Here is a 12,175-nt window from a genome sequence, read left to right as displayed (position 1 = left end):
CCCGCGCCAGCGGGGATAAACCGTGTGCCAGGCAGACTATCCGAATATATTGAAAGTGTTCCCCGCGCCAGCGGGGATAAACCGGTCGCCGTCTTATTGAATCTGACGGTCGTGTTGTGTTCCCCGCGCCAGCGGGGATAAACCGTTACCCATCTGGTCAATGCCCATGTAGCAATCGTGTTCCCCGCGCCAGCGGGGATAAACCGAGGCCAATCAATGGATTGAATACTACGTCACAGTGTTCCCCGCGCCAGCGGGGATAAACCGCTTGGACGGACAGCCGTTCGCTCGGTGTTTCAGTGTTCCCCGCGCCAGCGGGGATAAACCGGGAATACGTCCGGGATCAAATGGCCCGTGCAGGTGTTCCCCGCGCCAGCGGGGATAAACCGCGTTACAGCGCGTCATGGGGGATTGTTGTGTAGTGTTCCCCGCGCCAGCGGGGATAAACCGTCAGGGGACACAATGACGGGCGGATTAACTATGTGTTCCCCGCGCCAGCGGGGATAAACCGTACATGTTGCATGGTTGAATGTTTTTAAAACAGTGTTCCCCGCGCCAGCGGGGATAAACAGGATCGTAAACGCAATGAAGTAAGCATTTCAGTGTGTGCCATACATCAAGGAAGTGATAACGAACTCATCGGATTCAGGATGCATTAACGCAGAGGAAAACTGTAATCGGCATGAAATAAAGCCCTTTGAGGATACATGGGGGTATTGCATCTTATTTTTTACTTTCTTTCAGCCTTCGCCAGCTCTTTCACCAAAGGCAGCATCACGCGCACCACATCATGACTGCGTTTTTCAATGCGCTGTGGTAACCATTTATCCAGATACTGCTGGTTATCAATCAATGCGTTATGCCAGCTAGTTCCCTCGGGAAAGGCTTTGCTTTTTGCGCGTTGCTGATAGCCATCTTTCTGACCCAATGACCAGTTGGTGGCTTCTACCGAAAGCACTGGAATCCCCGCTTTATCAAACACTTCTGCATCGTTACAGCAGCCGGTTCCTTTCAGATATTTGGCATTCAGGCCCGGATTAGTGGTGGCGTTGATATTCAGACGGTGCGCCAGCGCCAATCCCCGGTCGCGTGTCAGTTTGCTGACGGCGGTAGGCGTTGATTTGCCGCTGTTGAAATAGAGTTTGTCACCCACAATCAAATTATCGAGATTAATCACCAGCAGCGTGTTTTTCTTCTCACTCTCGCTCATGCGTTTCAAAATATCTTCCGCACCCAGAGCGCCAATTTCTTCTCCGCTGGTGGCAATAAACCGAATGCCATAGCGCGTTGGGATATCTTTCAGGCGCGTGGCAAGTTCAAGCATCACCCCGAGGCCGGAAGCGTTGTCATCCACGCCTTGCAGAGTTAAACCGCCGAGGTTGTTATTCACATCGTTATCATTAAGCGGTGAGTAGGTATCGAGATGCGCCATGATAATGATTTGCTGGGGTTTAGTGCCTTCGCGCGCCGCAACGACGGAACTGGCGCTGACGTTATGCCAGCTCTGATGACCATCTTTGGTGGTGTAAAGGTAGCGAGTATTAAAGCGGCGAATATCGCTTTGGTAGCCAAGCTGGCTAAATTGCTGCTGAAGGTAATCCGCTGCCAACATTTCCGCTGGACTGCCTGTCATTCGCCCTGGAAAGACAGTGGCAATATGACGCGTTTGTTGGTCGGCAATTTTGCCAGGTGATGTGGTGCTTGCAAGAGCAGGCAAAGTACAGCAAATTCCTAACGCCACGCAGGTAAGCGTTTGGCGCAATGCGGAAAACATAGTGGGTCCTTTTTAAATGGGAAATTTTTGCCCGCCTAGTATGAAACTGTGATGGGCGTTACACAATTTCAATTGCTCTGAAAGCCTCGTTAAATCGTGGGTTAAGCACATTTTGTGATTTGCATTGCCAGGCCGTTATTCCTTTGTGGAACTACTCATTCCAATTCGTAATTTCATAACAAATAAACCTCGGTCGTATAGTCCCCTAATGAATTTTTAAACGGCGGGCTAAGAACCTATCCATCAGGGCGATTTTATTTGCCATTTTGAACCAGGGCAGTGCTCATAAACCTCACGTACTACGTGTACGTTGCGGTTGCTCCGCGCTGTCCGTGTCCAAACTGGCTCCCACAATCACACCTACTGGCAGGTTCTATGACTCTCCGTACTAAACCTCGGTTAAGGGAAGGTTATGGATCAAAAACGACTCACACACTTACGGCAACTGGAGGCAGAAAGCATCCATATTATCCGTGAGGTTGCCGCTGAATTTTCCAATCCGGTTATGATGTATTCCATCGGTAAAGACTCATCGGTGATGTTGCATTTGGCCCGTAAAGCCTTCTACCCAGGCACACTTCCTTTCCCGCTGCTGCATGTTGATACCGGCTGGAAATTCCGCGAGATGTACGAGTTCCGTGACCGTACGGCGAAGAACTACGGTTTTGAGCTGCTGGTGCATAAAAACCCGGAAGGCGTGGCGATGGGCATCAACCCGTTTGTGCACGGTAGCGCCAAACACACGGACATCATGAAAACCGAAGGGCTGAAACAGGCCTTGAGCAAATACGGCTTTGATGCGGCTTTCGGCGGTGCGCGCCGTGATGAAGAAAAATCGCGAGCCAAAGAGCGTATCTACTCCTTCCGCGACCGTTTCCACCGTTGGGACCCGAAAAACCAGCGTCCGGAACTGTGGCATAACTACAACGGCCAGATTAACAAAGGCGAAAGCATTCGCGTGTTCCCGCTTTCTAACTGGACCGAGCTGGACATCTGGCAGTACATCTTCCTGGAAAATATCGAAATCGTTCCGTTGTATCTGGCCGCCCTGCGCCCGGTGCTTGAGCGTGACGGCATGCTGTTGATGGTTGACGATGACCGTATCGATTTACAGCCGGGTGAAGTGATCGAGCAGAAAATGGTGCGCTTCCGTACCCTGGGCTGCTGGCCGCTGACCGGCGCCGTTGAATCCGAAGCGCAGACGCTGCCGGAAATCATCGAAGAGATGCTGGTTTCGACCACCAGCGAACGTCAAGGGCGGGCAATTGACCGCGACCAGGCAGGCTCCATGGAGCTTAAAAAACGCCAGGGTTATTTCTAAGGAGCCGCCAGATGAATACCACGATTGCACAACAAATTGCTGATGAAGGCGGCGTTGAAGCCTATCTGCATGCTCAACAACATAAAAGCCTGCTGCGTTTTCTGACCTGCGGCAGCGTCGATGATGGCAAAAGCACCCTGATTGGCCGCCTGCTGCACGACACGCGTCAAATCTATGAAGATCAGCTTTCCTCCCTGCATACCGACAGCAAACGCCATGGTACGCAAGGTGAAAAACTGGACCTGGCTTTGCTGGTGGACGGTTTACAAGCCGAGCGCGAGCAGGGGATTACCATCGATGTGGCCTATCGTTACTTCTCGACTGAAAAACGTAAATTTATCATTGCGGATACCCCAGGGCACGAGCAGTACACACGCAACATGGCGACCGGGGCATCAACGTGTGAACTGGCGATCCTGTTGATCGACGCGCGTAAAAGCGTGCTGGATCAAACGCGTCGCCACAGTTTTATCTCCACGCTGCTGGGGATCAAACACCTGGTGGTTGCGGTCAATAAAATGGATCTCGTGGACTACAGCGAAGAGACGTTTGAGCAGATTAAACAGGATTACCTGAGCTTCGCGGAACAGCTTCCATCGGATCTGGATATTCGCTTCGTGCCGCTGTCTGCCCTTGAAGGCGATAACGTGGCGACTCAAAGCGCAAGTATGCCGTGGTATACCGGCCCGACGTTGCTGGAACTTCTGGAAACGGTCGAAGTGAAACGCCTGGTCGAGCAGCAGCCCATGCGTTTCCCGGTTCAGTATGTGAACCGCCCGAATCTGGATTTCCGTGGCTATGCCGGTACGCTGGCATCCGGCGTGGTGAATGTCGGGCAGCGCGTTAAAGTCCTTCCGTCAGGCGTTGAGTCCGCCGTTGCGCGAATCGTCACTTTTGATGGAGATTTGCAACAAGCTGCGGCGGGGGAAGCCATCACGCTGGTGCTGAAAGATGAAATTGATATTAGCCGTGGTGATTTGCTGGTTGATGCCGGTGACGCGCAGCCTGCGGTGCAAACTGCGAAAGTGGACGTGGTATGGATGGCGGAGCAACCGCTGGTGCCGGGTCAAAGCTACGATATCAAAGTTGCCGGGAAGAAAACGCGCGCGCGCGTGGACAACATTCATTACCAGGTCGAAATCAACAGCCTGACGCAGCGGATCGTCGAAAGCCTGCCACTTAACGGTATCGGGCTGGTGGATTTAACCTTTGACGAACCGCTGGTGCTGGATAAATACCAGGAAAATCCGGTCACCGGCGGGCTGATTTTCATCGATCGCCTGACTAACGTGACGGTGGGGGCCGGAATGGTGCGTGAACCGCAACAAGAGGTGTTCCAGGAACCGTCTGCTTTCAGCGCCTTTGAGCTGGAACTGAATGCGCTGGTACGTCGTCACTTCCCGCACTGGGGCGCTCGTGATTTGCTGGGAGGCAAATAATGGCTGAGCACGACGAAAACGTCGTCTGGCATGCGCATCCGGTCACGGTCGAACAGCGTGAAAAACTTCATCAGCACCGGGGCGCGGTGCTGTGGTTTACCGGGCTTTCGGGCTCGGGTAAATCCACCGTAGCAGGAGCGCTTGAAGAAGCGCTGCATCAGCTTGGGGTAAGCACCTACTTACTTGATGGCGACAATGTGCGCCACGGTCTGTGTAGCGACCTGGGTTTTAGCGATGCGGATCGTAAGGAAAATATCCGCCGTGTCGGTGAAGTGGCTAATTTAATGGCCGATGCCGGGCTCGTAGTATTGAGCGCTTTTATTTCGCCACATCGTGTTGAGCGCCAGATGGTGCGTGACCGGGTAGGCGAGGGGCGTTTTATCGAAGTATTTGTTGATACGCCACTTTCTATCTGCGAAGCACGCGACCCTAAAGGTTTATACAAAAAAGCGCGAGCGGGTGAGCTGCGTAATTTCACCGGAATTGACTCGGTTTATGAAGCCCCAGAGCGCCCGGAAATACACTTAGACGGCGAACAATTAGTAACAAATTTGATAGCCCAATTATTAGACCTGTTGCGTCGTGACGTTATTATCAAAACCTAAGACATTGCCAGGGGCGTAACGCGCCTGGTCTGCAGGGTTTACGGATTCGTTATGCGCAATGGCACCAATATGGCTATGACATCGGCTGAAGCAGGCCACGGCACCGAAGAGACGACCTGGTCATTGGCCGGGGCGCTCATCGGTTTTTTGTCGTGGCTATTGGCGCTGGGCATTCCCTTTCTAATCTACGGCCCGAATACGCTGTTTTTCTTCCTGTATACCTGGCCATTCTTCCTCGCGTTGCTGCCTGTCGCCGTGGTTGTGGGCATTGCTCTGCACTCACTGTTACATGGCCGCCTGCTCTATAGCTGTGCGACGACCGTGCTGGCTGTGGCGCTCATGTTCGGCATCCTATTTTTGTGGCTGATGGGCTAATCGTAAAATATTCAGCAAACCGTAACAGACTATTTATGATTACAAATCGGCTAACTCACCTGCAAACGCGCATGTTGTCGCTATCTGTGATAAATTCTGCCGCAAATAGGAAGGCTCGCTTTGTACCCAGAGCGCAGCCAGATAAAATTTTGTGCGATGATTTTGCCGTTTTTCAGGGGGCGGGATGGGTAAACTAACGCTGCTATTGCTGGCCTTGTTGGTCTGGCTGCAGTATTCGCTGTGGTTTGGAAAAAACGGCGTACACGATTACACGCGAGTCAATGACGACGTTACTGCGCAGCAGGCGACGAACGCTAAACTCAAAGCGCGTAACGATCAGCTTTTTGCGGAAATTGACGATCTTAATGGCGGTCAGGAAGCTATTGAAGAGCGTGCACGTAATGAACTCAGCATGACCAAACCGGGTGAAACCTTCTACCGCCTGGTACCCGATAGCTCTAAGCGATTAAGCAGTGGTGCCGGGCAGAACAATCGATAATCAAGCGTAAGTGAATCTACATGGCAGACTCCTCCCCGGACGTAATTGCCGTGGTGCCGGCAGCAGGTATCGGCAGCCGCATGCAAACGGAATGTCCTAAGCAATATCTTACAATCGGCGATAAAACTATTCTTGAACACGCGGTGGCAAGCCTGATGGCCCACCCGCGCGTGGCGCATGTCGTTATCGCCATTAGCCCTACCGATAGCTGGTTTTCCTCTTTACCTCTTGCTTCAAATCCTCATGTTACGGTCATCAACGGTGGTGCACAGCGTGCAGATTCGGTGCTTGCCGGTTTAAACGTAGTGCACGACGCGCAATGGGTATTGGTGCATGACGCGGCGCGTCCTTGTTTACATCAGGATGATTTAGCCCGTTTGCTGGCGATTACCGAAACCAGCAAAATTGGCGGCATTCTGGCCGCACCCGTGCGTGACACAATGAAACGCGGGGAGCCTGGCAAAAACTTGATAGCCCATACGGTTGACCGGGAAGATCTTTGGCACGCCCTGACACCGCAACTGTTTCCTCTGGAATTGCTGCGTAGCTGCCTGCAGCGTGCACTCGATGAACACGCCTCGATTACCGATGAAGCCTCAGCGCTCGAATATTGTGGTTTCCATCCCGAATTAATTAGCGCCCGCGCCGATAATATAAAAGTGACTCGTCCTGAAGACCTGGCGTTGGCGGAGTTTTACCTCACGCGGTTAACCCAAACGGAGAATGAATAATGCGTATTGGACATGGTTTTGATGTACACGCCTTTGGTGGCGAAGGCCCAATTATCATCGGTGGCGTGCGCGTACCGTTCGAAAAGGGGCTGCTCGCACACTCTGATGGCGATGTCGCTCTGCACGCATTAACCGATGCTCTGCTGGGTGCTGCTGCCTTAGGTGATATTGGCAAACTGTTCCCTGATACCGACCCCGCGTTTAAAGGTGCTGACAGCCGAGAATTGCTGCGTGAAGCCTGGCGACGTATTCAGGCGAAAGGCTACACGTTAGGTAATGTCGATGTGACGATTATTGCGCAGGCTCCGAAAATGGCTCCGCACATTCCGCAGATGCGCGTGTTTATCGCCGAAGATTTGGGTTGCCATATGGATGATGTGAATGTCAAAGCGACCACAACGGAAAAACTGGGTTTTACCGGGCGCGGCGAAGGTATCGCTTGTGAGGCGGTGGCGCTGTTGCATAAGGCTCGTAAATAATGGATATGCAGAATCTCACCTGGCTGCATGGTAAACCGCAAGGCACAGGGCTCATTAAAGCCAATCCAGAAGACTTCGTGGTTATCGAAGATTTGGGTTTTGGGCCTGATGGCGATGGCGAACACTTGCTGTTGCGCATCCTGAAAAACGGCTGTAACACGCGCTTTGTCGCTGATGCGCTGGCGAAGTTTCTCAAAGTGCATGCCCGTGAAGTTAGCTTTGCCGGTCAGAAAGATAAGCATGCGGTGACCGAACAATGGTTCTGCGTGCGCCTGCCGGGCAAAGAGATGCCTGATATGGGCGCTTTCCAGCTCGAAGGCTGTCAGGTGCTGGAATATGCCCGCCATCGCCGTAAATTGCGTTTAGGTGCGTTAAAAGGGAACAGTTTTACGCTGGTGCTGCGTGATGTAAGCGATCGCGATGAGCTCGAACAGCGGCTCAATGCCATTTTGCACCGCGGCGTACCCAATTACTTTGGTAGCCAACGCTTCGGTATCGCGGGTAATAACTTGCATCAGGCTCTTCGCTGGGCGCAAAGCAATGCGCCGATCCGCGATCGTAACAAACGCAGCTTTTATCTCTCCGCAGCCCGTAGCGCCATGTTTAACCAGGTTGTCAGCGAAAGGCTGAAAAAGCCGGACTTTAACCAGGTTATCGACGGCGATGCGTTGCAGTTAGCCGGGCGCGGAAGTTGGTTTGTGGCAAAACCGGAAGAGTTGCCGGAATTGCAACAGCGTGTCGATGACGGCGAATTGCTGATTACCGCTCCTCTGCCCGGTGACGGTGCCTGGGGCACGCAAAATGCTGCCCTGGAGTTTGAACAGCGCTGTGTCGAGCAGGAAACGGACTTGCTGGGGCTGCTGGTGCGTGAGCGTGTTGAAGCGGCGCGTCGTGCAATGCTGGTAATGCCTAAAGAGCTGAGCTGGAACTGGTGGGATGACGTCACCGTTGAGTTAAATTTCTGGCTGCCTGCCGGGAGTTTTGCCACAAGCGTAGTGCGTGAGTTAATGAATGCTCCGGGCGGTTATGCGGATATCGCTGAGTAACAGCGGTGAGTTGGTTTGTCGCTTTGCCTGGACAAGTCGTTATCGTGAATGTTACAAAAACTGCAACAATTTCATGACAGCTGCACTAAAATCAGCAGAATGGAATAAAACAACAAAAAGAATCTATGTAAATCCGATATGAGAATACTTTTGAGTAACGATGACGGGGTCAATGCGCCGGGCATTCAGGTTCTGGCGGCCCGACTAAGGGAATTTGCTGACGTGCAAGTGGTAGCCCCCGACCGTAATCGCAGTGGGGCATCAAACTCACTGACGCTCGAATCTTCATTGCGTACTTTCACCCTCGCAAACGGCGATATTTCAGTGCAGATGGGCACGCCAACGGACTGCGTTTATCTTGGCGTCAACGCCTTGATGCGCCCTGCGCCTGATGTGGTCGTTTCTGGAATTAACGCCGGGCCCAATTTGGGTGATGACGTCATCTATTCCGGTACCGTTGCTGCAGCGATGGAGGGGCGGCATTTAGGTATCCCGGCGCTGGCTGTTTCGCTCAATGGGCATGAACATTATGAAACAGCGGCGGCAGTGACCTGCTCTATTCTGCGTGCGTTATCGCGTGAACCGCTGCGTACCGGGCGCATCTTAAATATTAACGTGCCAGATTTGCCGCTTGATGAAATCAAGGGCATTAAAGTCACGCGCTGCGGCAGTCGCCATCCGGCAGATAAAGTGATTCCGCAAGAAGATCCGCGCGGGAATACGCTGTACTGGATTGGGCCTCCGGGCGACAAATTTGATGCCGGCCCTGAAACCGATTTTGCCGCCGTTGATGAAGGTTATGTTTCGATAACACCCTTGCACGTTGACCTCACCGCTCACAGCGCTCGTGAGGTGGTCAGCCACTGGTTAGACAAATCAGGAGTGGACGAGCAATGGTAAGCAAACGCGTACAAACCCTTCTCGAACAGCTACGCAATCAGGGCATCAAGGATGAAAAAGTCCTTGAGGCGATTGCGCTGGTGCCGCGAGAAAAATTTGTCGATGAAGCGTTTGAGCACAAAGCCTGGGAAAACACGGCATTACCGATTGGCTCCGGCCAAACCATTTCGCAGCCTTATATGGTTGCAAGAATGACCGAGTTGCTTGAACTCACGCCTGAATCACGCGTGCTGGAAATTGGCACTGGCTCTGGCTATCAAACTGCTATCCTTGCTCATTTGGTGCATCATGTTTGTTCCGTCGAACGCATTAAAGGCCTGCAGTGGCATGCAAGGCGGCGTTTAAAGCAGCTCGATCTACATAATATCTCAACCCGTCACGGTGATGGTTGGCAGGGCTGGCATGCGCGCAGCCCATTTGACGCTATCATTGTTACGGCGGCTCCACCGGAGATCCCCAGCGAACTGTTGTCACAGCTCGATGAAGGCGGAATTTTAGTTCTCCCGGTTGGCGAAGAACGGCAATTTCTTAAACGTATTCGCCGCTTGAGTGGGGAATTTGTCATTGATACGGTAGAAGCCGTGCGTTTTGTACCCTTAGTGAAGGGTGAATTGGCATAACCTGGAAATATCTTGTTTTTTTCTAAGGATTTTGGCGTAACGTAACGGGCAGCAAATTTTGGTAACTGGCCTTACTTGCCAGTTCTGCCGTATTTTCATAAGCATATGATTGTTTTTGGGGGATAAATGAGCGCGGGAAGCCCAACTTTTACTTTACGCCGTATTGCAGCGCTGTCGTTGGTTAGCCTGTGGTTAGCGGGATGCACCAGCAGTAATACCCAGGCTCCGATCAGTTCGGTGGGCGGTAACAGCAATGCCAGCAGCAACTCTTCCGGCGGCATGCTGATAACCCAGCCACCGAAAATGTCCACCCAAAGTCAGGCTCCGCAAATTCAGCCCGTGCCTCAGCAGCCGATGATTCAACCGATGCAAACGCAGCAAACGCAGCCTGTTATCTCAACGCCTGTACAAACGGAAAACGGCCATATCGTCTACAACCGCAAATATGGCGATATTCCGAAAGGGAGCTATACCGGTGGCAGTACTTATACGGTTAAACGTGGCGACACCCTGTTCTATATTGCCTGGATTACCGGCAACGATTTCCGTGACTTAGCCCAGCGTAACAACGTACCGGCACCGTATGGCTTGAATGTCGGACAAACTCTACAAGTGGGTAATGCTTCCGGTACGCCAATCACCGGTGGCAACGCGGTAACCACGGCGGATGCGACCGCGCAGGGCGTAACCCCTCCGGCTGCGCAAAATACCACCACGGTGGTTGCTTCCAAGCCAGTAATTACGTATTCTGAGGATTCAGGTGAACAGAGTGCTAACAAAATGTTGCCGAACAATAAGGGTAATGCGACTGTTGTCACAGCACCCGTAACGGCTCCTGTGGTTAGCTCTACTACCGTACCTACTGCCAGCAGTACATCCGACAGCGCGCCGATTTCGACGTGGCGTTGGCCAACTGATGGCAAAATTATCGAGAACTTCTCTGCTACAGACGGTGGCAATAAAGGGATCGATATCGCAGGCAGCAAAGGCCAGGCTGTTGTTGCTACCGCTTCCGGGCGAGTAGTGTATGCCGGTAACGCGCTGCGAGGTTACGGTAATCTGATCATCATTAAACACAATGATGATTACCTGAGTGCCTACGCCCATAACGATACAATGCTGGTCCGGGAACAAGAAGAAATCAAGGCGGGGCAGAAGATAGCTACCATGGGTAGCACCGGAACCAGTTCGACACGTTTACATTTTGAAATTCGTTACAAGGGGAAATCCGTCAACCCGCTGCGTTATTTGCCGCAGCGATAAACCGGTGAAGTACTTTTACGCACAAAGTCGTTTAAGTGGTGCCAGGCGGTCAACGCTGATACCGCCACTTAAAAGATGAAGTGTAAGGTGCTTTACCTTGGGATCACGGGTAGGAGCCACCTTATGAGTCAGAATACGCTGAAAGTTAACGAGTTAAATGAAGACGCGGAATATGATGAGAATGGAGTTGAGGTCTTTGACGAAAAAGCCCTTGTAGAAGAGGAACCCAGTGATAACGACATTGCCGAAGAAGAGCTGTTGTCACAGGGCGCCACGCAGCGAGTGCTTGACGCGACTCAGCTTTATCTTGGGGAGATTGGTTACTCCCCACTATTAACAGCCGAAGAAGAGGTCTATTTTGCCCGCCGCGCACTGCGTGGTGATGTTGCCTCCCGCCGTCGCATGATTGAAAGTAACCTGCGTCTGGTGGTTAAGATTGCCCGTCGTTATAGCAATCGTGGTCTGGCTCTGCTGGACCTGATTGAAGAGGGAAATCTGGGGCTCATTCGTGCTGTTGAGAAGTTTGACCCAGAACGTGGGTTCCGTTTTTCAACATACGCGACATGGTGGATTCGTCAGACCATCGAACGGGCAATCATGAACCAAACCCGTACGATTCGCTTGCCGATTCATATCGTGAAAGAGCTGAACGTTTATCTGCGTACTGCTCGTGAACTCTCTCATAAACTCGACCATGAGCCGAGTGCTGAAGAGATTGCCGAGCAACTGGATAAACCTGTTGATGATGTCAGCCGTATGCTGCGTCTCAACGAGCGCATTACCTCAGTAGACACCCCATTGGGCGGTGACTCTGAAAAAGCGCTGCTGGACATTCTGGCTGACGAGAAAGACAACGGTCCGGAAGACACCACGCAAGACGATGATATGAAACAGAGCATCGTTAAGTGGTTGTTTGAACTGAACGCTAAACAGCGTGAAGTCCTGGCTCGTCGTTTTGGTCTGTTAGGCTATGAAGCTGCAACACTGGAAGATGTAGGTCGTGAAATTGGCCTGACTCGTGAACGTGTTCGTCAGATTCAGGTTGAAGGTCTGCGTCGTCTGCGTGAAATTTTGCAGACACAAGGATTGAATATCGAAGCGTTGTTCCGCGAATAAGCGTCTC

General features: G+C 52.2%; 13 protein-coding genes and 1 CRISPR repeat array (1 of these 14 running past the window's edge). Of the genes, 12 read left to right on the top strand and 1 reads right to left on the bottom strand.

The window, feature by feature from the left end; translation table 11 throughout:
• A CRISPR array of direct repeats spans positions 1-572; the repeat unit is 29 nt; unit sequence GTGTTCCCCGCGCCAGCGGGGATAAACCG (it extends 616 nt beyond the left edge of the window).
• A gap of 158 nt (positions 573-730) precedes the next feature.
• Positions 731-1,774 (bottom strand): aminopeptidase, encoded by a 1,044-nt coding sequence (locus tag AB1E22_RS04925; RefSeq protein WP_367594330.1) that lies wholly within the window; start codon positions 1,772-1,774, stop codon positions 731-733.
• 412 nt (positions 1,775-2,186) lie between these two features.
• Here AB1E22_RS04925 and cysD point away from each other — a divergent pair, with 412 nt between their 5' ends.
• The 12 genes from cysD (at position 2,187) to rpoS (ending at position 12,168) form a co-directional block, all read left to right on the top strand.
• Positions 2,187-3,095, top strand: coding sequence for a sulfate adenylyltransferase subunit CysD (cysD, locus tag AB1E22_RS04920; RefSeq protein WP_367594329.1), 909 nt, complete (start codon positions 2,187-2,189; stop codon positions 3,093-3,095).
• Between the two features lie 11 nt (positions 3,096-3,106).
• On the top strand, positions 3,107-4,534 hold the full coding sequence (gene cysN / locus AB1E22_RS04915) for a sulfate adenylyltransferase subunit CysN (RefSeq protein ID WP_367594328.1): 1,428 nt from the start codon (positions 3,107-3,109) through the stop codon (positions 4,532-4,534).
• Positions 4,534-5,139, top strand: a complete 606-nt coding sequence (gene cysC / locus AB1E22_RS04910) for an adenylyl-sulfate kinase (protein ID WP_367594327.1) — start codon at positions 4,534-4,536, stop codon at positions 5,137-5,139. Before cysN ends, cysC begins: the two co-directional genes overlap by 1 nt.
• 51 nt (positions 5,140-5,190) lie before the next feature.
• Positions 5,191-5,514, top strand: a complete 324-nt coding sequence (locus AB1E22_RS04905) for a DUF3561 family protein (RefSeq protein WP_367594326.1) — start codon at positions 5,191-5,193, stop codon at positions 5,512-5,514.
• 184 nt (positions 5,515-5,698) lie between these two features.
• The gene (ftsB, locus tag AB1E22_RS04900) at positions 5,699-6,013 is read left to right on the top strand and encodes a cell division protein FtsB (RefSeq protein ID WP_367594325.1); all 315 of its coding nucleotides are present in this window, start codon (positions 5,699-5,701) and stop codon (positions 6,011-6,013) included.
• A 20-nt stretch (positions 6,014-6,033) separates the two neighbouring features.
• On the top strand, positions 6,034-6,744 hold the full coding sequence (gene ispD, locus AB1E22_RS04895) for a 2-C-methyl-D-erythritol 4-phosphate cytidylyltransferase (RefSeq protein ID WP_367594324.1): 711 nt from the start codon (positions 6,034-6,036) through the stop codon (positions 6,742-6,744).
• Positions 6,744-7,223: a 2-C-methyl-D-erythritol 2,4-cyclodiphosphate synthase gene (ispF, locus tag AB1E22_RS04890; RefSeq protein ID WP_367594323.1), complete on the top strand. Its 480-nt coding sequence runs from the start codon at positions 6,744-6,746 to the stop codon at positions 7,221-7,223. The genes ispD and ispF overlap by 1 nt, the downstream gene beginning before the upstream one ends.
• Positions 7,223-8,269, top strand: a complete 1,047-nt coding sequence (gene truD / locus AB1E22_RS04885) for a tRNA pseudouridine(13) synthase TruD (protein WP_437178372.1) — start codon at positions 7,223-7,225, stop codon at positions 8,267-8,269. Before ispF ends, truD begins: the two co-directional genes overlap by 1 nt.
• A gap of 138 nt (positions 8,270-8,407) precedes the next feature.
• Positions 8,408-9,169, top strand: coding sequence for a 5'/3'-nucleotidase SurE (surE, locus tag AB1E22_RS04880; protein ID WP_367594322.1), 762 nt, complete (start codon positions 8,408-8,410; stop codon positions 9,167-9,169).
• Positions 9,163-9,789 (top strand): protein-L-isoaspartate(D-aspartate) O-methyltransferase, encoded by a 627-nt coding sequence (locus AB1E22_RS04875; protein ID WP_367594321.1) that lies wholly within the window; start codon positions 9,163-9,165, stop codon positions 9,787-9,789. Before surE ends, AB1E22_RS04875 begins: the two co-directional genes overlap by 7 nt.
• Before the next feature lie 126 nt (positions 9,790-9,915).
• A complete protein-coding gene (gene nlpD / locus AB1E22_RS04870) occupies positions 9,916-11,052 on the top strand; it encodes a murein hydrolase activator NlpD (protein WP_367594320.1) in 1,137 nt (378 codons plus the stop codon).
• A 123-nt stretch (positions 11,053-11,175) separates the two neighbouring features.
• A complete protein-coding gene (gene rpoS / locus AB1E22_RS04865) occupies positions 11,176-12,168 on the top strand; it encodes an RNA polymerase sigma factor RpoS (RefSeq protein ID WP_064543919.1) in 993 nt (330 codons plus the stop codon).
• The last annotated feature ends 7 nt before the right edge of the window (positions 12,169-12,175 follow it).

Origin of the sequence: Buttiauxella gaviniae, from assembly GCF_040786275.1 — a bacterium.
Lineage (GTDB): Bacteria > Pseudomonadota > Gammaproteobacteria > Enterobacterales > Enterobacteriaceae > Buttiauxella > Buttiauxella gaviniae_A.
The sequence above is the reverse complement of the archived record's forward strand: the minus strand, read 5'-3'. Positions and strand labels throughout refer to the sequence as shown.